The organism is Ruegeria sp. AB11 (assembly GCF_056536325.1).
In genome coordinates this window covers 255963-277435 of the sequence record NZ_JBQFJO010000001.1, presented here as the reverse complement: position 1 = coordinate 277435, position 21473 = coordinate 255963, and the positions used below count along the sequence as shown (strand labels likewise).

Here is a 21473-nt window from a genome sequence, read left to right as displayed (position 1 = left end):
AGTCGTAAATGCGGCGTCGCGCAAGTCTCCTGCGGCGCGGCATGCCACCGCATACCGTTTGCATGTCATGTGCTGATTGCGCTAAACCGCCTGTGACTCATGCATATTTCCGGGGCGCCAGATGTTCGAGATGAACCTGATGTTTTTTGCCGTGGCGATCCCGGCGGTGATCTTCGCGGGTATCTCGAAAGGTGGGTTCGGCTCGGGCGTGGCCTTTGCGTCCTCGTCGATTCTGGCGCTGATCCTGACGCCTGGGCAGGCGTTGGCGTTGATGCTTCCGATCCTCATGGTGATCGATGTCGCCACGTTAAAGCCCTACTGGAAACGCTGGAGCTGGCCGGATTCGCGTCTGCTGATTCTGGGTGCAGTGCCCGGCATTGCGTTGGGCGCGTGGCTCTATCGTGTCACCGATGACGATTTGCTGCGCCTGCTGATTGGTGGGATATCGGTCGGCTTTGTGATCTGGCATGTTGCCCAGACAAGGGGCTGGGTACGCGGCTTTGCCAACCGCCTGCCGCCTTCGGCAGGATTGTTTGCCGGGCTGGTTGCCGGGTTCACCAGCTTTGTCAGCCATGCAGGCGGTCCGCCCGCCGCCGTCTATCTGCTGTCCCAACGTCTGACAAAAACCGAATTCCAGGCCTCCACCGTGCTGGTCTTCTGGGTGATCAATGCCGTGAAATTCGTACCGTTCGCCTATCTGGGTCTATTCACATGGCACACGGCACTAGCCGATCTGTTGCTAACCCCGTTTGCGATCCTCGGGGCCTGGCTCGGCGTCCGGGCACATTTCATGCTGTCCGAACGCCTGTTCTTTGGCATCGCCTATGTCCTGCTAACACTGACTGGCAGTAAATTGATCTGGGACGCATTGGTCTAAGCGTTGGGCGGCAATGCCTCAGCTAGCACCTCAAAGGATTGGCCCGAGGCGATCAGGCAGGTCACTCCCTCGGGCAAGGTCACAACAATGGTCCAACTGCCGGTTCGATCCGAGGCAAAAACTTCCATTACCGCCCCTTGACGCGCAATCCCGATGCCGCGCCGGGTTTCGCCATAGGTCTTTGCCAAACGCTTGATCACATCCTCGCGCGGCGCGCAGTTCTGAGCGCTGACCTGTTGCGCAGCCAACACCATGATGCCCAACCCGATCGTCAATTTCAGCAATATCGACTTCATCGGTCACCCCTTTCGATTCCTTCTTGAAAACAGCGTGCTGCAGGCTGAAAGAAATTGCGTTAAGGCAACGAGCGTTGCGTCACGATGCCAGAATGCTGCGCTGCGGCGATTTTGTGCTTGAACTTTCCGTCAAAAAATGCCCCATTCCGCGCAACATTATTTCAATGGGAGAGTCCCGTGGATCCGCGCCAACGCCCTTATCGTTCCGTTCTTTATATCCCCGGCTCGCGTGATCGGGCGCTGGATAAAGCGCGCATGCTGCCGGTGGATGCCATCATCTTTGATCTTGAAGACGCGGTTGCAGCTGATGAGAAAGAGAACGCGCGCGAAACGCTCAAGGAAGCGTTGGCCGCCGGCGGGTACGGCGCGCGGGTCAAGATCGTGCGGATCAACAGTTTGGATACCGAATGGGGTCGCGCCGATGCCCAAGCTGTGCGTGAGATGGATGCGGACGCCGTTCTTCTGCCCAAGGTAAACTCGGCCGCGGATGTGGATGCGCTGGCGGTGATCACCGGTGATCTGCCGATCTGGGCCATGATGGAAACCCCGCGCGGCATGTTGAACGCGGCCGAAATTGCCGCACATCCGCTGATGGCGGGCTTCGTCATGGGGACCAACGATCTGGCGAAAGAGCTGCAGACGCGTTTCCGCCCCGACCGGCTGCCGATGATGACCTCGCTGGGCCTGTGCCTGCTGGCCGCAAAGGCCGAAGGGCTGATCATCGTGGATGGCGTCTATAATGCGTTCAAGGACACTGACGGTCTGGCAGCCGAATGTGCCCAGGGCCGCGATATGGGCTTCGATGGCAAGACTCTGATCCACCCCGCGCAGGTCGAGATTGCGAATACTGCCTTTGCGCCTTCGGACACCGAGATAGAATTGGCCCGCCGCCAGATCGCAGCCTTTGAAGAGACCGAGGCACAAGGTCAGGGGGTCGCCGTTGTCGATGGCAAGATTGTCGAAAACCTACACGTTGTAACTGCCCGCGAAACTCTGGCAAAAGCAGAGGCGATATTAGCTTTGCAAGCGGGGTAAGCCAGCATGGGCTTTGTTCTTCTGATTCTTGGTGTGGCGTTGTGGTGGGCCGCACATCTCTTCAAGCGCGTGATGCCGGAACGCCGTGCCGCCATGGGCGATGCGGGCAAGGGCGTCGTGGCGCTGGCTTTGGCGGGTGCGATCCTTCTGATGATTTTCGGCTATCGCATGACCGATTTCATCTATGTCTGGGCGCCGCCGACCTTCCTGATCCACATTAACAACCTGCTGGTGTTGATTGCGTTCTACTTGATGAGCCCGGCAGGACAGAAAGGCCGTCTTCTGAATAGAGTGCGCCACCCGATGCTGGGCGGCTTCAAGCTTTGGGCCTTTGCGCATTTGCTGGTAAATGGCGATCTGGCCTCGATCGTGCTGTTTGGTGGCCTGCTGGCCTGGGCGATCGTCGAAGTCATCGTGATCAACAATTCCGAGCCAGACTGGACCCCGGGTGAACCCGGCACCTATGGCAAAGACGTGATGTTTTTTGTGGGATCCATCGTGCTGTTGGGCATTGTTGGCTATATTCACGGGCTGGTTGGCCCATCTCCGTTCGGTGGCTAAGGGACCAAATCAATGGCGAAACTTTATCGTTTGTTGACCGAGGAAGACACGTCAGCCTTCTGCCACAAGGTCTCGGACGCGCTGGCGAAAGGGTGGGAGCTGTATGGCGATCCCTCTTACGCCTTTGACGCAGCCAACAACGTGATGCGCTGCGCGCAGGCCGTGACGAAAGAAGTCGACGCCGACTATTCCCCCGACATGAAACTGGGACAGCAATAATGGCAAAAACCAATCCGGGTAACTTTTTCGAGGATTATTCCATCGGGCAGGTGCTGCATCACGCAGTACCCCGCACCGTGACGGATGGCGAGCGGGCGCTCTATCACGCGCTTTATCCAGCTCGCCATGCGCTTTATTCCTCGGATGAGTTTGCCCGAAATTGCGGCCTGCCCCAAAGCCCGATTGATGATCTGGCGGCCTTTCATGTGGTGTTCGGCAAGACGGTTCCCGATATCTCGCTGAACGCCGTGGCCAATCTGGGCTATGCCGAGGGTCGCTGGCTGCGACCGGCATATCCCGGCGATACGCTGCGCGCTGAATCTGAGGTGATTGGCCTTAAGCAGAACTCAAACGGCAAGACCGGAGTGGTTTGGGTGCGTACGCGCGGTTTGAACCAGCGCGGCGAAGTGGTGATCGAATATGTGCGCTGGGTGATGGTGCGCAAATCTAACCTAGATGCGCCCGCGCCTGAGACCGTTGTGCCCGACCTGAAGAAGGTGCTGGATGTTGGCGATCTGGTCGTGCCGCAGGGCCTCGATTTCTCGAAATACGATTTTGTACAATCCGGCGAAAACCACCGCTGGGATGCGTACAACACGGGAGAAACGATAGATCATGTCGATGGCGTGACCATCGAAGAGGCCGAGCATATGCTTGCCACGCGCCTTTGGCAGAACACGGCCAAAGTGCATTTCGATCTCACCTTCCGCCCCGAGGGCCGACTGATCTATGGCGGCCACGTGATCTCGATGGCGCGCGCGTTGTCGTTCAATGGTTTGGCGAATGCGCAGATGATCGTCGGTCTGAACGGCGGAGCCCACGCCAACCCCTGTTTTGCGGGCGACACGATCAAGGTCTGGTCAGAGGTTCTGGACAAGGCCGAGACCGGAACACCGGGAATCGGTGCATTACGGTTACGGCTTGTGGCGACCAAGGGTGGAGAGCCATTTGAGCTGCGCAATGAGGATGGGAAGTATTTGCCCAACGTGCTGTTGGATCTGGATTACTGGGCCTTGATGCCCATGTAAGTCGGGCTGCCCGTTTGCTGACATTGAAGTGATCGCAGTCGATGAATTCCGTGCTAGGCTCGGCGTATGACGATGTTACGCGCACTCATGGTCAGTTTGTTTCTGGCACCGCAAGCATTTGCCTGTGATCTTGCTCTTGCTCTGGCCGTCGATGTGTCAGGCTCGGTGGATTCCGAGGAATATCGCATCCAGATGGACGGTCTTGCCGCAGGGCTGCGTGATCCCATCGTTTCCGAGGCGTTGGTACGTGGGCAGGCCAGGCTGATGCTGGTGCAATGGACTGGCAGTTCGCGCCAAAGGATCACGATCCCATGGACACGGATCGACAGCTTTGCCACTTTGGACGATTTTGCCGAACAGGTTGCTGCTGATCCGCGTGTCTGGCGCAATTTCTCTACAGCAATCGGTGAGGCGCTTGAGATGACCGTGAAAAGCTTCGACGAAGTGCGTGATTGCAAAAGACATCTGATCGATCTTTCAGGTGACGGAATTTCGAATGAAGGTATCGAACCTTCGACGATCCACGCCAAAATGCGTGAGAGTGGAATCACAGTGAACGCGATTGCTATAGAAGAAAGCGAACCGGACCTGACAGCCTATTTCTTCGAGAATGTTATCGTGGGTGAAGGGGCCTTTGTCGTCTCTGCCGCGGGCTTTGCTGATTACCCTGAGCGTATTCGCAAAAAGCTTTTGCGCGAGGTGACACAGCAGACTGCAGGGCTGTCTCAAACTCAGCCATAGATTCGTGATCACATTGCTTTTCTGTTGAAAACGCTAACATTGGTGGTATCGAATGTATTTTGTGATCACGAGATTATTTTGTGTGATCACAAATACTGCTTATAAGCGATTTTGCGTCAAATTTACTGGATTTTGCACCTGCAGCGCGTGACAGAGTCGTAAAAAACAGTAAAACGTTCGGTAGCCAACCGAAAAGGAGCCAACATGGCCGATGTAAATCGGGGCAACCGCCCGCTCTCTCCGCATTTGACGATCTATCGTCCGCAGATGACGTCCATTTCTTCGATTATGGTGCGCATCACGGGTCTAGCGTCCTTTGGTTTGGCTTTGTTGGTCGTTTGGTGGTTGCTGGCGGCAGCCACATCGGCAGGCGCCTATGACCTGATCAATGGTCTGATGACCAGTTTCCTGGGTGATCTGGTCATGTTCGGCGCAGCGTGGGCAATTTTCTATCACATGCTGGGCCGTTTGCGGCATGTCATCTGGGATCTCGGATATTGCGTGAATGTCGAAGTGTCCGAGAAGATGGGCATTGGCATGTTTGTTCTGGCGACGGTTCTCGCCTTGATCACAGCCGTGGCGCTTTAGAGGGAGGCTGGTATGCAGTTTCTAACAGACCGTAAACGCGCACAGGGCATGGGAGCCGGACGCGCAGGTACACATCATCATTGGCAGATGATGCTCAGCTCAGCGGCGCTGGTCATTCTTGTTCCGCTGTTTGTATTCACCTTCGGGCGCGCGTTGGGTGGCACCTACGAAGAAGCTCTGGCGTATTACAGCCGACCATTCCCGGCGATTGTCATGGGTCTGACATTGGTTGTTGTCGTCCCGCATCTGCTGCGCGAAGCGCAGGAGGCGATTGAGGACTACGTGCACGGCGTTGCAGAAAAGCTGGCGCTGATGGCCGCACGGGCGTTTGCCTACACACTGATTGCTGCGGGTCTTTTTGCTCTCGCACGGCTTGCCCTCGGTTATGCGCAGTAAGGAACAAGAACAATGACAGCAGCATATGAATACGAAACCCACGAATATGACGTGGTTGTTGTTGGTGCCGGCGGCGCGGGTTTGCGCGCGACTTTGGGCATGGCGGAACAGGGTCTGCGCACCGCTTGTGTGACGAAGGTATTCCCGACCCGTTCACACACCGTGGCGGCGCAGGGCGGCATCGCGGCGTCCTTGTCGAATATGGGGCCAGACCATTGGCAGTGGCATATGTATGACACCGTCAAAGGCTCGGATTGGCTGGGCGATACGGATGCGATGGAATATCTCGCGCGCGAGGCTCCAAAGGCCGTCTATGAGCTGGAACATTATGGTGTGCCATTCAGCCGGACCGAAGAAGGCAAGATCTATCAGCGCCCATTTGGTGGCCACACCACCGAATTTGGCGAAGGCCCCGCCGTGCAACGGACTTGTGCTGCCGCCGACCGGACAGGCCATGCGATCCTGCATACGCTTTATGGTCAGTCGCTAAAGAACAATGCCGAGTTCTACATCGAGTATTTCGCAATCGACTTGATCATGTCCGAAGACGGTCAATGTCAGGGCGTCGTCTGCTGGAAGCTGGACGATGGCACCATGCACGTGTTCAACGCCAAGATGGTGGTGCTGGCGACCGGTGGTTATGGTCGAGCATATTTCAGCGCGACCTCGGCACACACCTGCACTGGCGACGGCGGGGGCATGGTGGCCCGCGCAGGGCTGGCGCTTCAGGATATGGAGTTTGTGCAGTTTCACCCGACCGGTATTTATGGTTCGGGTTGCCTGATCACCGAAGGTGCGCGCGGCGAGGGCGGTTATCTGACCAACTCGGAAGGCGAGCGGTTCATGGAGCGCTATGCGCCCCAGTACAAAGACCTTGCACCGCGCGACTATGTCAGCCGTTCGATGACCATGGAAATCCGCGAAGGGCGCGGCGTTGGTGGCGAAGGGGATCACATCCACCTGAACCTGAGCCACTTGCCCGCAGAAGCTTTGGCGGAACGACTGCCGGGCATTTCGGAATCGGCCAAGATTTTCGCAGGCGTGGACGTCACCAAAGAGCCGATCCCGGTTCTGCCCACCGTGCACTACAACATGGGCGGTATCCCGACGAACTATTGGGGCGAGGTTCTGAACCCAACTGCTGATGATCCGACCGCCGTTGTGCCGGGTCTGATGGCTGTGGGTGAGGCCGGTTGTGCCTCGGTGCACGGCGCAAACCGGTTGGGCTCAAACTCTCTGATCGACCTCGTTGTCTTTGGTCGTGCGGCAGCTATCCGCGCGGGTAAGGTCGTGGATGCAGAGGCTCCGAACCCGGTGCTGAACCAAGCATCGGTCGACAAGGCGTTTGACCGCTTCGATGCGGCGCGTAACGCCAGCGGTGCGATCCCAACTGCTGATTTGCGGCTTGAGATGCAAAAAACCATGCAGGCGGACGCGGCTGTTTTCCGCACCGCGAAGACGATGGCCGAAGGCGTTGAAAAGATGACTGCGATCGCTGCCAAGATGGATGATCTGCAAGTCACCGACCGTTCGCTGGTTTGGAACAGCGACCTGATGGAAACGCTGGAACTGGCAAACCTTATGCCCAACGCTCTGGCCACTATCGTTGGCGCTGAGGCGCGCAAGGAAAGCCGTGGAGCCCACGCACACGAAGACTTTTCAGAGCGTGACGATGAAAACTGGCGCGTTCACACGGTGTCTCGCGTCGACGGAACGCAGGTCGATCTCAGTTATCGCCCAGTGATCGTCGACCCGCTGAGCACCGAGGCCGAAGGCGGCATCAGCCTGAAGAAAATCGCGCCCAAAGCGCGGACGTTCTAAGGAGAGGAACCCATGGTACAATTGACCCTCCCCAAGAATTCCCGGATCACCACCGGCAAGACATGGCCCAAGCCCGATGGCGCGACCAATGTCCGCAAGTTCCAGATTTATCGCTGGAACCCGGATGATGGCCAGAACCCGCGTGTCGATACCTATTTCGTCGACATGGACACTTGCGGTCCGATGGTTCTGGATGCGCTGATCAAGATCAAGAACGAGATCGACCCGACCCTGACTTTCCGCCGGTCCTGCCGCGAGGGCATCTGTGGCTCCTGCGCGATGAATATCGATGGTATCAACACGCTGGCCTGTATCTATGGCATGGATGAGATCAAGGGCGACGTGAAAATCTATCCACTGCCGCATATGCCGGTAGTTAAGGATCTGATCCCGGATCTCACGCATTTCTATGCCCAGCATGCCTCGATCATGCCGTGGTTGGAAACCAAAACCAACCGTCCTGCGAAGGAATGGAAGCAGTCGATTGAGGATCGCAAAAAGCTGGATGGTCTCTACGAATGTGTGATGTGCGCCAGCTGCTCGACCTCGTGCCCCAGCTACTGGTGGAACGGTGACCGCTATCTCGGCCCTGCAGCGCTGCTACACGCCTATCGCTGGATCATTGACAGCCGCGATGAAGCAACGGGTGAGCGTCTGGATGAGTTGGAAGATCCTTTCAAGCTGTATCGCTGCCACACCATCATGAACTGTGCCAAGACCTGCCCGAAGGGTTTGAACCCAGCTAAGGCGATTGCTGAAATCAAGAAGATGATGATCGATCGCGCGGTCTGATCGCGCACCAAACCAGAGCACTTGCCGGTTTGCGGCAAGTGCATGACGCCTCTGCAAAACTATGCGATGCGTTTGCCGCTGAGCGGATTTAAGTTTCGCATAGGGAGGAGTGATAAATCGAATAGAGGTCACTCCAATGAGCAAACAAACCCAAAAATGCGATGCAGCCGAAGCGCTCAGGTTATTGGAACAGGCTTGGGCCTATTATTCGCCCGAACCGGTCGTTCCGATCAAAAACGAAACTCCCGAACTGTTTGAGTACGCAAACGCGGCCTGACCGTCTTACACGGGCTTGAAAACTTTGGTGCAATCGGCAAAGCAGAGACATGCCTATTCTCCTGCTTCTGCTTGCCGCTGGGGTGTTCGCCTATTTCCTTTGGCGGTCCCGCACGTCTTCACTGTCGCGAGACTGCAGATGGCGGCTGCACCGAAGCGAGGGCAATTGGCGTTGTGCCTTTTGCGGCGCGGTTTCGCAATCTGATGCCGAACCGAAACAATGCCAGAAAGGGCAATGATAAAAGTTTGGGGTTTCCCGCCTGGATGAACTGAGCCAGTCTCGGCCTATGACAGAATCCCAGACCACTCCCCGACCTCCCGCTGATGCAGATGCCCGCCGCGCGATTGCACCAGTGATTTGCTACCCGAATGAAGGGCTGCCCCAACCTAGTCTTGAGCTTTATCAAAATGCCCGCGCAGGTGCTCAGAAAACAGGTGAGGTTCTGGTTCCACCGCGCGACGCACGATGCTTTGAGGTGCCTGCCGGACATTTCTTTCGGATCACGTCTGTCGAGGGGTCTCAGGTAGGTGATCTCAACATGTGGAGCCTCACTGATCTGTCGGAACGGTTTTACTCTGGCAAGACGCGCGCGCTGCACGGTACGCACCTCACAACGGGTGAGCGAATGTGGTCGAGCTTTCCACATATGCGGCCCATGGCGACCATCATTGCCGATACGCTGGACTGGTATGGAATCGATGAATTTGGCGGATCGGTCCATGATGTGATCGGGACGCGTTGCGACCCCTACACCGGCAATCTTCTATCCGGAACGCAGTACCATCACTGTTGTCATTCAAACCTTACACGCGCGTTGGCGGATCATTTAGGCATCTCGTTGGCCGAAGCTGAGCCCGCCGTGCATGATGTGTTGAATGTGTTCATGTGCACCGGGTTCACGCGGGACACGGGTCAATACTTCATGAAGGCGTCACCCGTGCGACCTGGTGATCATCTTGAGTTTTTTGCCGAGATCGACTTGCTTGGAAATCTCAGCGCGTGCCCCGGCGGCGATTGCTCGTCGGAGCACTCATCGGATACGGCGGCGTGTTATCCCTTGTTGGTGGAGATATTCGCTCCGACCGAGGGTGCCCTGGAAGGATGGAGCAGCCCTGCGCGCAACGGATATGATGGCACGCATGGGCGCTAAGCTCCGGTATTGTTCAACCGTCTGGAAACGCTGCTTGAAGCGCAATCTCAACCATCTCGCCAAAGCTGCTCTCCCGATCCGAGGAGGGCAGGGCTTCGCCGGTCAGCAAGTGGTCTGAAACTGTGAGCACCGCCAACGCCCGGCATTTGTGACGTGCAGCGAGGATATAAAGCTCAGCCGCTTCCATCTCGACCCCTAAAATGCCGTGGCGAACCATTTGCTCGTTCAGGTCTGGACGCTCGTCATAGAAAACATCGGATGAATAAATACCGCCCACATGCGTCGGTGTACCTTTGGCTTGTGCCGCTTGCGCCGCGGCCTGCAGCAATCCCCAATCGGCGCAAGGGGCGAAGTTCATCTCTTTCATGATGCCGCGCGACGGCGTGCTGAGCGTGGTCGAGGTCATCGCCAGAATGACATCACGCACATTCACGCTTTCCTGCATGCCACCACAAGAACCGATCCGGATCAGTGTTTTTGCACCATAGTCGCGGATTAGTTCGTTCACATAGATCGACAGGGAAGGCATCCCCATGCCGCTGCCTTGAATCGTAACACGGTTTCCCTTCCAGGTGCCGGTAAATCCCAGCATGCCGCGTACTTCGTTGACCAGTTTAACATCGTCCAGAAATGTCTCAGCCGCCCATTTGGCGCGATAGGGGTCACCGGGTAGAAGTACGGTTTCGGCAATTTCGCCTTTTTCAGCGCCAATATGAATCGTCATTTGGACTTATATCTCCGCTTAGATTTTGAGGCCAGATTTCGTTGCGCAGGCCTTTGGCGCGACGATTCTCGCACGTAGTTCCAGAAGCTTCTCGCGCGACAAGCTTTCGAGACTGGTTGCCATTGCCTTCTCAGTTCCAGTTTCGCCCGTCGCATTTGCTGCGGACATTGAATAACCTGAGCTTTTCTATTCCTTTTTCAGAGGAATTAGAAATGGAGATATTGTTGAAAGTAAATTTCTATTCAGCCGCAATTTCCTTTGGGTCAACCAATGTCACGATATCGCCCATGATTGTGTTCAGTTCAAAGTTCTTTGGTGTATAGATATTCGCCACGCCCATGGAGCGCAATTGCTCGGCATCTTCATCGGGGATGATGCCACCCACGACGACGGGGATGTTGCCGAGGCCCGCCTCGCTCAGGCGGTTCATCACATCCTTGACCAGTGGTAGATGGCTGCCCGAGAGGATGGATAATCCGATCACATGAGCACCGTTTTCCTGGGCGGCTGACACAATTTCTTCGGGTGTCAGGCGAATACCTTCATAACTGATATCCATTCCACAATCGCGTGCGCGGAAAGCAATCTGTTCAGCTCCGTTCGAGTGGCCGTCCAAACCGGGCTTGCCGACAAGGAACTTCAGGCGGCGTCCAAGACGGTCGCTGACTGCATCAACGGCGGCGCGCAAATCCTCCAACCCTTCGGTTTTGTTCGAAACCGAACCGGAAACACCTGTCGGCCCACGATAGGTGCCGTATGCTTTGCGCATCTCTTCCGCCCATTCACCGGTTGTAACCCCGGCCTTGGCCGCGGCGATTGAAGGTTCCATCACATTAGCACCTGATTGCGCCGCTTCGCGTAAGGCCTGCAGCGCGGCGCCAACCGCAGCGTTATCCCGCACTGTCCGCCAGTCATTGAGCCGCCCGATCTGTTCCTGTTCAACCGCCGGGTCGACAACCATGATGCCGCCATCTTCAGTTTGCAGGGGTGAGGCTTCACCCTCGATCCATTTATTGACCCCAACAACAACGGTCTCGTTGCGTTCAATCCGGTTCAGGCGTTCGGCGTTGGATTCGACCAGGCGGGATTTCATGTATTCGATCGACGCAACAGCGCCACCCATCGACTCGAGGTTGGCCAATTCGGCCCGCGCACCATTCTTGAGTTCTTCGACTTTGGCATCGACTACCGGGTTGCCATCAAACAGATCGCCATAGTCCAGCAGGTCGGTCTCATAGGCGAGAATCTGTTGCATCCGCATTGACCATTGCTGATCCCAAGGGCGCGGCAGACCCAGCGCTTCATTCCAGGCGGGCAATTGAACCGCACGGGCGCGGGCGCGTTTTGACAGGGTGACCGCCAGCATTTCGATCAGAATGCGATAGACGTTGTTTTCCGGCTGCTGTTCAGTCAACCCCAGCGAGTTCACCTGAACGCCGTAGCGAAAGCGGCGGAACTTGGGGTCTTCGACACCATAGCGTCGCTGCAGAATGTCATCCCAAAGATCCACAAATGCGCGCATTTTGCACATTTCAGTGACAAACCGGATACCCGCATTCACAAAAAACGAAATCCGTCCGCAGAGTGCGGGGAAGTCTTCCGCTGGAACGCGCGGGCGCAGTTCGTCCAGAACCGCGATGGCGGTGGCCAGCGCATAGGCCAGCTCTTGCTCGGGTGTCGCGCCTGCCTCTTGCAAATGGTAGGAACACACGTTCATCGGGTTCCATTTGGGCACGTTTTTGTAGCAATACTCGGCCACGTCCGCGATCATCTTCAGGGATGGCTTGGGCGGGCATACATAGGTGCCGCGGCTCAGATATTCCTTGATCAGATCGTTCTGGACTGTGCCCTGCAGCTTAGAGACATCAGCACCCTGTTCCTCGGCTACTGCGATATAAAGCGCCAAAAGCCATGGGGCTGTGGCATTGATCGTCATCGAGGTGTTCATCTGTTCCAGCGGGATTTGATCGAACAGATTCCGCATATCCCCCAGATGGCAGATCGGCACACCGACCTTACCAACCTCTCCACGCGCCAACGTATGGTCGCTGTCATATCCGGTTTGGGTTGGCAGATCGAAAGCCACAGATAGTCCGGTCTGGCCTTTAGCCAGGTTTGCACGATAAAGCGCGTTTGACGCTTTGGCCGTCGAGTGACCGGCATAGGTACGGATGAGCCAGGGGCGGTCTTTCTGCAACTGCGTCATGGGTCGGGCCTCGCGGATCGGTGGGTAACAAAATTACGTTCTATAGGCATAAATCGTAATTTTCAGTATATGTCAATTCGCTGCGTTGCGGCATCGCAAGTTTCTTCAGATTGTGGGTGTTTGCGATTGATGGCACTGTGCCCAAATGATGCAGACTGTGGAAATACCGATTTGGTTGTTTGTACTGATTGTGCTGTTTGCCACGGTCACCTTTGCCTCGCATTTCTTATTTCCTTCAGTGCGGTGGTTTTTCCGCCGCCGCCTTGAACGTGCTGTTGCGCGGCTGAACAAACGCCTGCAGCGTCCGATCCAGCCGTTCAAACTGGCCGGGCGCCACGATATGATTCAGAGGCTTATCTATGACCCTCAAGTCAGCAAGGCCGTACAGAAGCATGCCAAAGAGGAGGGTGTGCCCGATGCCGTCGCCTCGGAACAGGCCCAACGCTATGCACGAGAGATCGCCCCGTCTTTTTCGACAGTTGCGTATTTCAGCATAGCCATTCGATTTGCGCGAATGCTCAGCAACGCGTTCTACAAGGTCCAGTTGGGGTATGAGGACAAGTCGGCCCTAGACAATATCGATCCCGAAGCGACAGTCGTTTACGTCATGAACCACCGCAGCAATATGGACTATGTGCTTGTTACCTATCTGGCGGCGGATCATTCGACACTTTCCTATGCTGTGGGCGAATGGGCCCGTGTTTGGCCGCTGAGTCGTTTGATACGTGCAATGGGGGCCTACTTCATTCGACGTAAATCGGGCAGCGATTTGTATCGTCAGGTGCTGGCAAGCTATGTGCGTCACGCGACAGAAGCGGGTGTTACACAGGCCATGTTCCCAGAGGGCGGGTTGAGCCTGACAGGTAAACTGGGCCGCCCTAAGCTGGGTTTGCTCAAATACATCATCGATGGCGTGGATCCGAAGGGGCGGGATGTTGTATTCGTACCTGTCGCCCTGAATTACGATCGCGTTTTGGAAGATACAGTCCTGACGGCTGCGGCGCAGGACAGTGAACGCCGGTTTCGTGCACGTATTGGGGTCATCACGCGCTGGACACTAAAGCAAATCTGGCGGCGTCTTGTTGGGCGTTACAAAAAGTTTGGGATTGCATCAGTCCAATATGCAACGCCGATATCCTTAAAGGAATTTCGCGCTTCGCATGAGCGGGATTTGACGACTGATTTGGCGCGCGAGCTCATGCGTAGAATCGGCGCTGCGATACCCTTTGTGCCGGTCCCCGCAGCATGTCGGCTGCTGCAGGACGAAGGGCAGATGTCAGAAGAGGGCCTGAAATCTCGATTGCTGGAAATGGGTGGTAAAGCTGTCGCCAACGGCGAAGGTGAGGCAATTGATGATGCGATCAACCAGTTAGTTGAGCGCCGGATATTGCGGCGAGAAAATGGAGTGCTGCGCCCTTCAGGCGAGCGGGGCGAGTTGCTTGCATATTATGCGGCTGCGTCCGAACCTGTTGATCGCGCAGGGCATGATGCAGTTGCAGAAAATAATTCTGCGACTGCTGGGTCATAAAATTACAAAATTCCATCAAAAACGGTTGCAATATTACTCAGGGATCAATATTCCATCTGAGGAAAGCCGCGATTCTGCGGCGCGGCAATAGATAAGAACAAAGGAGGCCAACATGGCTTTGGATGTCGATAGCGGTATCGCGTCGTATGAGGCACCGGAAAAGGACCTCTATGAAATGGGTGAAATCCCTCCAATGGGATTTGTACCCAAGCAAATGTATGCTTGGGCCATCCGGAAAGAGCGTCATGGCGAGCCAGACACGGCAATGCAGCTCGAGGTGGTTGATGTCCCCAAGCTGGACAGCCACGAAGTTCTGGTTCTCGTGATGGCAGCTGGTGTGAACTATAACGGTGTCTGGGCCTCGCTTGGCAAGCCCATCAGCCCGTTTGACGGACACAAAGCCCCTTACCATATTGCGGGCTCGGATGCTTCGGGCATCGTCTGGGCCGTGGGTGAGAAGGTCACACGCTGGAAGGTCGGCGACGAAGTGGTCATTCATTGCAACCAGGATGATGGTGATGATGAGCACTGTAACGGCGGCGATCCGATGTACTCGGACAGCCAGCGTATCTGGGGATATGAGACACCAGATGGGTCATTCGCGCAGTTTACAAATGTACAGGCACAGCAGCTGATGCCGCGCCCCAAGCACCTGACTTGGGAAGAAAGCGCCTGCTACACTTTGACCCTGGCAACGGCTTATCGGATGCTGTTCGGTCACGAACCGCATGACCTGAAACCTGGCCAGAACGTACTGGTCTGGGGCGCGTCGGGCGGTCTGGGCTCTTACGCAATCCAGCTGATCAATACGGCGGGAGCTAACGCGATCGGCGTGATCTCGGACGAAAGCAAACGTGACTTTGTTATGGGGCTGGGTGCCAAAGGCGTTCTGAACCGCAAGGACTTCAACTGCTGGGGCCAGTTGCCCACGGTCAATACGCCTGAATATGCCGAATGGTTCAAAGAGGCCCGCAAGTTCGGCAAGGCCATCTGGGATATCACCGGCAAAGGTGTGAACGTCGACATGGTGTTCGAGCATCCGGGTGAAAGCACATTCCCGGTATCGACCTTTGTGGTGAAAAAAGGCGGCATGGTCGTGATTTGTGCCGGGACCACTGGCTATAATCTGACCTTCGACGTGCGCTATATGTGGATGCATCAGAAACGTTTGCAGGGCTCGCACTTCGCTCATCTCAAGCAAGCCGCCGCAGCGAATAAGCTGATGGTAGAACGCCGATTGGATCCTTGCATGTCCGAGGTGTTTACCTGGAAGGAGCTGCCCGAGGCGCATATGAAGATGATGCGAAATGAACACAAGCCGGGCAATATGTCGGTGTTAGTTCAGGCTCCGTATACGGGTATGCGCACCCTTGAGGAAGTATTAGCCGCCCGCGACTAACGGTCTCAGTTTTTTGAACAGCTTCATCACCCGCAAGGCATAGCTACGTCCTTGCGGGTGATTTTCGATTCCCGGTTATCAATTTTTTCAATACGTTAGAAATCTAGTCCCCACTATTTCTGGGGAGTAGAAAGCAGTGAATAGGCCCTAATAGACTACACATGTTATGGTTGTGTTAACCCTTCGTTAACTATTTCGGAGACACCCTAATGGCGCAGAATGAGTGGATATTGGACGTATTGTCGGATCTCAACGCCTTTGCGGTGGCAAATGGGTTGAGCGCACTTGCCGAGCAGCTTGATGATACAAGGCTAATCGCAGCGGCCGAGATTGCGTCCTCAAAGGATGAGGCTTGCGCGCCCGCGAATGGGAACAAAGTTCGATTTGAGTCAGATCCTCGAGGATTTGGAAAGCACCAGCACGCTTGAAGAGCTTGCGACTATACTCATCCAGCTGCGTGACACGCTGCGCATCGACCATGTAACCTATCACTGGGTCGATGGTGCCGGTGACCAATATGGGTTTACGACATATTCGGATGCCTGGGACAAGCAGTATCGCGATAAAAACTACCACCGGATTGATCCGGTTATCCTGGGTTGTTTTCAGCGCTTCCATGCAGTGGATTGGAAACAACTGAATTGGTCGGGCAAAGCCGTCAGAGCTTTCTTGGAAGACGCGCAGGATCATGGTGTTGGAAATCAGGGATACTCGATCCCATTGCGCGGACCCAGCGGGCAATTCGCATTGTTCACCGTGAATAACACGTGCGACGATGCGGCCTGGCAGACGTTCAAAGACGCCCATGGTCGCGATCTGATTTTAGTGGCGCATTTTCTTAACCGAAAAGCACTGGAATTTGCCAAAAATCGACAACCGGAAACGACGCGCGGGCTTTCACCTCGCGAGATAGATGCGATGACACTGCTGGCGCTGGGTTACAGTAGGGCGCAAGTGGCACATTCGCTTTCGATCTCGGAGCATACGCTCAGGGCCTATATCGAAAGTGCGCGTTCGAAACTCGGAGCGCAGAACACGACTCATGCAATCGCCACCGCGCTCAGCAGAGGATTAATAGTGGTTTAACCACCGTACGGTGACCTCATTTAAAATTAACCACGTGTTTGTACCCCTTTTGTTCCAGATATGGACGACAAGGGGAATACATCATGTTGCGTTATCTTTATGCTGATGAGCTGCATAAATTTCCGGCATTGGCCGAAGGAATGTTCAGAGATCGCGCCGATCAATTCAAAACCCGGCTTGGTTGGGATGTAAAGGTTAACGAAAGGGGGGAAGAGCGAGATCAATACGATGACCTCAATCCGCTCTATGTGATCTGGGAAGAAGCGGATGGCAGTCACGGAGGGTCAATGCGGATATTGCCGACGACCGGTCCGGTTATGGTGAACGACGTTTTTGGCCATCTCACCGGGGGCAACCCGATCAGTAGCCCGCTTATTTGGGAGGTCACGCGCTTTTGCCTTTCTCGAACTGCCAGCGCCCATACCGCCGGGGCTATCATGCTAAGTGGGGGCGAGGTTATGGAGGGATTTGGACTAACCCATATCGCTGGCGTTTTTGATGCCCGTATGATCCGGATTTACCGAATGATTGGGTCATCACCCGTGGTTCTGGGATCAGGAGGCAAAGGTCGTGATCAGATTTCGGTAGGCCTATGGCCTTATTCCGCAGAGGATTGCAACCGAGTCGCTGCCCGTGCTGGCATCCCGAGAGAGTTATCGCGCTTGTGGTTCAATACCGCATTTGGGAAGGGGAAGCAGCATCGGTTCGCTCTCTCTGCCTGACAGCGCGGAAATCGTATTCCGCCTCTGGTGGCGCACGGCGCGTCCTTGTAGGGTCGCGCCATGTCTCTGCCTCAAGTCACCTTTTCCGATGATCAAGCCACCGCTTTCGACAACATTGCCGAGATGTTGCGCTCGGCCGGAGTTGATCTTGAGGATGACGCTCTGTTGAAACTTCCCGGAAACGGGAAATCGGGTGTCATGGCCGTGGTTGGCAAGGCGGGATCTGGTAAAACCCTTTTGCTGGCGGAACTTTACAAGGCTCTGGCCGAAACTGGAGTCAACCTGATCTCGGGCGATTTTGAAAGCCGCAAGTCCCGCGACAAACGCAGCCTTGCGATCCTTGCTCCGACGAACAAGGCAGCCAGTGTTTTAAGATTGCGTGGAGTGCCTGCAACGACAATCCACCGTATCCTTTATACACCCGTTTATGACCCGGAATATGAGCGGATTGCCGAATGGCTGGCGGGCAATGACGAACGACCCGAGATTGAAGGGTTGACCGACGAAGCGCTGGACCGGGCGGCGGCGTTTTATGCCAATAACAAATCCATTCCAGGCGCTCTGGCCGCTGCTGGTCTGCGTGGATCTGACTTTATTACTGGCTGGAAACGCCGCGATGAACCCCTCGATATTGGCTTTGTGGACGAAGCCTCGATGCTGGATGACCGGCAATTTGAAGATCTGAAAGAAATCTTCCCGACGCTGTTGCTGTTTGGTGATCCGGCGCAGTTGGCACCAGTCAATCAATCGGGTTCGATGGTTTTTGACGGGTTGCCAGAGCCGCGTAAGCAGATCTTGCATCGTGTACATAGGCAGACGGCTGATAACCCAATACTTGATCTAGCCCACGCTCTATCCGATCCCGCCATGGGCTTTGAGGGTTTTGAGCGTCTGATTGAGGACACCGCCCGCGAGGATGATCGCGTTGTCTGGGGTCAACGGGTCGAAGTTGATCTGATGGCGCGCAGCCCTGTTCTGGTTTGGCGCAACGCGACCCGCATCCGTTTGATACAGGCGTTCCGCAGCGTGCATGGTGCTCCGGAAACTGAACTGCTGGAAGGTGAACCGCTGATCTGTGACGGCATTGAATTGCCATTGAAGCACCGTAAGAAACGGCTGGATCTTGAAGCGCGCGGGCTAATCAAAGGGGCACAGGTTATCTACCTTGGCCCTGGTCGCAAACCCGGGTTTTCGCGTTTACATGTTATGGGAGCTGAGGACCCGCAGGTCTCGGCTGCATCAATTGTGCAAATCGAAAAGCCTGATGAGGAAGAGCCGTTCATTCCCTTTGCCGCGCGGATGGGGGCGACGTTTCTGCACGGTGCTGCGGTGACAATTCACAAGGCGCAGGGCTCTCAATGGGACACCGTGCAGGTGTTTGCGCCGGATATTTATGCCGCCGCGCGTATGGGACGGACCGAGGCGGGGCAGCCGCTTTGGAAGCGTCTTGCCTATGTGGCGATCACCCGTGCGCAGGAGCGATTAATCTGGGTGGTGCGGAACAGATTGTCAAAGCCAACGCATCCCTTAAGGGTAGATGACCTGCGGGCCGTCGCAGCGCCGTCGCTGATATTGGAGTCGGAAGTGACATGAAGACAATCATCGTAACTGGCGCAAGTTCGGGCATTGGTCGCGCGACCGCCGAGTTGTTTCTGGCAGAAGGTTGGACAGTTGGTCTATTGGCCCGCAGCGCCGACACACTTGAAGCAATGGCGCAGGGCAGCGACAAGGCGATCCCTTTGGTTGCCGATGTGACCGATGCAGAAGCGGTCACTCAAGCGTTCACCAACCTTGTAAAACAAACCGGCCGTCTGGATGCCCTGTTCAACAACGCCGGCATTTTTGCGCCGGGTGGCACGATTGATGAGATCGCGCTTGAAGATTGGTACAACTCGGTCAATGTGAATCTGAACGGGATGTTCCATTGTGCGCGCGCCGCGTTTGCCACGATGCGATCGCAGAAGCCGCAGGGCGGGCGGATCATCAACAATGGATCAATCGCGGCCCATGTACCGCGCCCGAATTCCGTGCACTACTCGGCAACAAAACATGCGATCACGGGCCTGACACGGAGCTTGTCGCTGGATGGGCGGGATTTTGGAATCGCCTGTGGGCAGATTGATATCGGCAACGCCCGCACGCCCATGGTGCAAGAACTGGTCGAGAACGCCATCGCTGATGGTCTTCAGCCCGATCCGACGATGGCTGTTGGCGATGCCGCCCGGTCTGTTTTGCATATGGCTCAGCTACCGCTAGAAGCAAATGTGCAGTTCATGACCGTGATGGCGACAAAGATGCCCTATATCGGCCGCGGCTGAGCCTAGTTTTCGCGCAACAGTCGGAAAGCGGTCGATGCACCCCACCCTGCTGCAATCGCTATCGCCAGCGACATAAGCCCGTACCAGATCGGCTGTTCGCGGGACATGCTGTAGAGGAACCTTTCCAGCCCGACCTTGCGTACATCAATAGATGTTTCGAAAGTTGAGACAACCATACCACCCCGCGTCAGGAAAATACGGGCGGCATAGCTACCTTCTGTAAGGTCTGACGGCATTTCGATCGAAGTTCGGAACAGAGTTTGTTCGTCAACCGCCACAGTGTCTTCACGGATGGAATACAAACCTTCATCCTCTCGGATGCGAATGACGGCTTCGGAAAAGTCCTGAGCGCCCTGAATATTCATATCGGCACCCACCGAGCGGATGGCGCGTTCGATTGAAACCTTGTACCGCAGATCTTCGGTTTGAGTCAGTACTTCACCGAACGGGGCGCTCGTGGCTACGGCATAAAAACTAGGGGCCAGATCAACAACCAGGCTATCGGTGTTTACCCAGATGCCAAATCGCTTTTCCTTGCGCCGAACGGTTACGGGTTCGGATGGACCAGCGACAGCGACAACGACCTCAAGCGGGGGGCCTTCCGGTATGGGGGCTTCGCGTTTTACAGCTCCGAATACCAGAATCTCGGAGCCGTCGAAATTGGCCGTGATTGATACGCGATCCTGGCTTAATCCCAGAACAACTTGTTCTTCGGCGGCAAAAGCGGGCAGGCAAATCAGAGATAGAAGGACAATCAAACGCAACATCTTAGTGTCCTCCATCCGTGCCCAGCGAGTACAGCTCGGAAGGTTGTAGCAACAAATCAAGTGCCAGCTTGCCGCAGACGACAAGCACAAGCGCGGCAAGCAGAACTCGCAGCTGCTCGGCTGGCATCCGGGCCCCGATAACAGTTCCTACCTGGGCTCCGACTACGCCACCGACCAGCAGCAGAACGGCCAGCACGACGTCAACCGTATAGTTGGTCGTGGCATGCAGCATGGTGGTAAAGGCGGTCACAAAGATGATCTGAAACAGCGAAGTCCCTACAACCACCTTGGTTGGCATGCCCAAAAGGTAGATCATCGCAGGCACCATAATAAACCCGCCGCCAACCCCCATAATGGCTGACAAGACACCGACGAACAGGCCAACGATCACTGGTGGAATGACCGAGATATAGAGGCCAGATGTCCGGAATCGCATCTTGAACGGCATGGCGTGAACCCATCCACGCTGGCGCCGCTTCGGAGGAGGCGTACCGCCTTTTCGGGTTTTGCGTATTGCATTCAGGCTTTCGACGAACATCAGGCTGCCGATGATGCCCAGAAAGACGACGTAGCAAAGTTTGACCAGCAGATCGACCTGACCAAGACTTTTGAGATAGTTAAAGACGACGACGCCCAATGCAGCACCTGCCAACCCCCCAACCAATAGGACTGCCCCCATTCTCAGATCAACGGTTCGGCGTCTGAAATGTGCCAGAACCCCTGAGAATGAAGAGGCAACAATTTGGTTGGCTTCGGTTGCAACGGCCACGGCGGGTGGAATGCCGATAAAGAACAGCAAAGGGGTCATCAGGAAACCGCCCCCAACGCCGAACATCCCCGACAAAATGCCGACCATTCCGCCCAGTCCCAACAACAGGAAGGCGTTTACGGAGACTTCGGCTATGGGCAGGTAAATATGCATGATACCGTCACGTTATTACT

The 21473-nt window shown here is 55.7% G+C and carries 23 protein-coding genes; 18 read left to right on the top strand and 5 right to left on the bottom strand.

Annotation, left to right across the window (positions count from 1 at the left end):
* Positions 1 to 121: 121 nt before the first annotated feature.
* Complete coding sequence (locus tag ACR3EJ_RS01450; RefSeq protein ID WP_170544607.1) at positions 122 to 877, top strand: sulfite exporter TauE/SafE family protein; 756 nt, start codon at positions 122 to 124, stop codon at positions 875 to 877.
* On the opposite strand, the gene ACR3EJ_RS01445 is transcribed toward ACR3EJ_RS01450, so the two are convergent.
* The gene (locus tag ACR3EJ_RS01445) at positions 874 to 1173 is read right to left on the bottom strand and encodes a hypothetical protein (protein WP_170544604.1); all 300 of its coding nucleotides are present in this window, start codon (positions 1171 to 1173) and stop codon (positions 874 to 876) included. The two genes, ACR3EJ_RS01450 and ACR3EJ_RS01445, sit on opposite strands and share 4 nt — an antisense overlap.
* Positions 1174 to 1350: 177 nt before the next feature.
* Here ACR3EJ_RS01445 and ACR3EJ_RS01440 point away from each other — a divergent pair, with 177 nt between their 5' ends.
* From ACR3EJ_RS01440 to ACR3EJ_RS01390, 11 genes are all read left to right on the top strand, one after another.
* On the top strand, positions 1351 to 2208 hold the full coding sequence (locus ACR3EJ_RS01440) for an HpcH/HpaI aldolase/citrate lyase family protein (RefSeq protein ID WP_170544601.1): 858 nt from the start codon (positions 1351 to 1353) through the stop codon (positions 2206 to 2208).
* A gap of 6 nt (positions 2209 to 2214) precedes the next feature.
* Positions 2215 to 2769, top strand: a complete 555-nt coding sequence (locus ACR3EJ_RS01435) for an NnrU family protein (RefSeq protein WP_170544598.1) — start codon at positions 2215 to 2217, stop codon at positions 2767 to 2769.
* Positions 2770 to 2781: 12 nt separating this feature from the next.
* Complete coding sequence (locus ACR3EJ_RS01430) at positions 2782 to 2988, top strand: DUF1737 domain-containing protein (protein WP_010442832.1); 207 nt, start codon at positions 2782 to 2784, stop codon at positions 2986 to 2988.
* Positions 2988 to 4016, top strand: coding sequence for a MaoC family dehydratase (locus tag ACR3EJ_RS01425; protein WP_170544595.1), 1029 nt, complete (start codon positions 2988 to 2990; stop codon positions 4014 to 4016). The genes ACR3EJ_RS01430 and ACR3EJ_RS01425 overlap by 1 nt, the downstream gene beginning before the upstream one ends.
* Before the next feature lie 66 nt (positions 4017 to 4082).
* Positions 4083 to 4757 (top strand): DUF1194 domain-containing protein, encoded by a 675-nt coding sequence (locus ACR3EJ_RS01420; RefSeq protein WP_170544592.1) that lies wholly within the window; start codon positions 4083 to 4085, stop codon positions 4755 to 4757.
* 204 nt (positions 4758 to 4961) lie between these two features.
* Complete coding sequence (gene sdhC / locus ACR3EJ_RS01415; protein WP_010442835.1) at positions 4962 to 5345, top strand: succinate dehydrogenase, cytochrome b556 subunit; 384 nt, start codon at positions 4962 to 4964, stop codon at positions 5343 to 5345.
* Positions 5346 to 5357: 12 nt separating this feature from the next.
* Positions 5358 to 5741, top strand: a complete 384-nt coding sequence (locus ACR3EJ_RS01410) for a succinate dehydrogenase, hydrophobic membrane anchor protein (RefSeq protein ID WP_170474256.1) — start codon at positions 5358 to 5360, stop codon at positions 5739 to 5741.
* Positions 5742 to 5753: 12 nt separating this feature from the next.
* Positions 5754 to 7562, top strand: coding sequence for a succinate dehydrogenase flavoprotein subunit (gene sdhA / locus ACR3EJ_RS01405; protein ID WP_170544589.1), 1809 nt, complete (start codon positions 5754 to 5756; stop codon positions 7560 to 7562).
* Between the two features lie 12 nt (positions 7563 to 7574).
* Positions 7575 to 8354 carry a succinate dehydrogenase iron-sulfur subunit gene (locus tag ACR3EJ_RS01400; protein WP_010442838.1) on the top strand — a complete coding sequence of 260 codons (780 nt, stop codon included), beginning with the start codon at positions 7575 to 7577 and terminating at the stop codon, positions 8352 to 8354.
* Positions 8355 to 8490: 136 nt separating this feature from the next.
* Positions 8491 to 8631 (top strand): hypothetical protein, encoded by a 141-nt coding sequence (locus ACR3EJ_RS01395; protein ID WP_010442839.1) that lies wholly within the window; start codon positions 8491 to 8493, stop codon positions 8629 to 8631.
* 286 nt (positions 8632 to 8917) lie between these two features.
* The gene (locus ACR3EJ_RS01390; protein WP_170544586.1) at positions 8918 to 9781 is read left to right on the top strand and encodes an urea carboxylase-associated family protein; all 864 of its coding nucleotides are present in this window, start codon (positions 8918 to 8920) and stop codon (positions 9779 to 9781) included.
* Positions 9782 to 9794: 13 nt separating this feature from the next.
* Here the strand turns inward: ACR3EJ_RS01390 and deoD are convergent, their stop codons facing one another.
* Together deoD and ACR3EJ_RS01380 are read right to left on the bottom strand one after the other, a co-directional pair.
* Complete coding sequence (deoD, locus tag ACR3EJ_RS01385) at positions 9795 to 10505, bottom strand: purine-nucleoside phosphorylase (RefSeq protein WP_170544583.1); 711 nt, start codon at positions 10503 to 10505, stop codon at positions 9795 to 9797.
* Between the two features lie 238 nt (positions 10506 to 10743).
* Positions 10744 to 12711 carry a protein meaA gene (locus tag ACR3EJ_RS01380; RefSeq protein WP_170544580.1) on the bottom strand — a complete coding sequence of 656 codons (1968 nt, stop codon included), beginning with the start codon at positions 12709 to 12711 and terminating at the stop codon, positions 10744 to 10746.
* Between the two features lie 145 nt (positions 12712 to 12856).
* Between ACR3EJ_RS01380 and ACR3EJ_RS01375 the strand changes: the two genes are divergently transcribed.
* The 6 genes from ACR3EJ_RS01375 (at position 12857) to ACR3EJ_RS01350 (ending at position 19764) form a co-directional block, all read left to right on the top strand.
* Complete coding sequence (locus ACR3EJ_RS01375) at positions 12857 to 14239, top strand: 1-acyl-sn-glycerol-3-phosphate acyltransferase (RefSeq protein ID WP_170544576.1); 1383 nt, start codon at positions 12857 to 12859, stop codon at positions 14237 to 14239.
* A 112-nt stretch (positions 14240 to 14351) separates the two neighbouring features.
* The gene (ccrA, locus tag ACR3EJ_RS01370) at positions 14352 to 15638 is read left to right on the top strand and encodes a crotonyl-CoA carboxylase/reductase (protein WP_170474288.1); all 1287 of its coding nucleotides are present in this window, start codon (positions 14352 to 14354) and stop codon (positions 15636 to 15638) included.
* A gap of 366 nt (positions 15639 to 16004) precedes the next feature.
* Entirely contained in the window at positions 16005 to 16724 is a 720-nt protein-coding gene (locus ACR3EJ_RS01365) for a helix-turn-helix transcriptional regulator (RefSeq protein ID WP_170544573.1), read from the top strand.
* Positions 16725 to 16807: 83 nt separating this feature from the next.
* Positions 16808 to 17446 carry an acyl-homoserine-lactone synthase gene (locus tag ACR3EJ_RS01360; RefSeq protein ID WP_170544570.1) on the top strand — a complete coding sequence of 213 codons (639 nt, stop codon included), beginning with the start codon at positions 16808 to 16810 and terminating at the stop codon, positions 17444 to 17446.
* A 60-nt stretch (positions 17447 to 17506) separates the two neighbouring features.
* The gene (locus ACR3EJ_RS01355) at positions 17507 to 19039 is read left to right on the top strand and encodes an ATP-dependent DNA helicase (RefSeq protein WP_170544567.1); all 1533 of its coding nucleotides are present in this window, start codon (positions 17507 to 17509) and stop codon (positions 19037 to 19039) included.
* The gene (locus ACR3EJ_RS01350) at positions 19036 to 19764 is read left to right on the top strand and encodes an SDR family oxidoreductase (RefSeq protein ID WP_170544564.1); all 729 of its coding nucleotides are present in this window, start codon (positions 19036 to 19038) and stop codon (positions 19762 to 19764) included. The genes ACR3EJ_RS01355 and ACR3EJ_RS01350 overlap by 4 nt, the downstream gene beginning before the upstream one ends.
* Before the next feature lie 2 nt (positions 19765 to 19766).
* Here ACR3EJ_RS01350 and ACR3EJ_RS01345 read toward each other — a convergent pair whose 3' ends face one another.
* Together ACR3EJ_RS01345 and ACR3EJ_RS01340 are read right to left on the bottom strand one after the other, a co-directional pair.
* Positions 19767 to 20531 (bottom strand): TIGR02186 family protein, encoded by a 765-nt coding sequence (locus ACR3EJ_RS01345; RefSeq protein WP_170544560.1) that lies wholly within the window; start codon positions 20529 to 20531, stop codon positions 19767 to 19769.
* A 1-nt stretch (position 20532) separates the two neighbouring features.
* Positions 20533 to 21453, bottom strand: coding sequence for a sulfite exporter TauE/SafE family protein (locus ACR3EJ_RS01340; protein ID WP_170544558.1), 921 nt, complete (start codon positions 21451 to 21453; stop codon positions 20533 to 20535).
* Positions 21454 to 21473 lie beyond the last annotated feature (20 nt).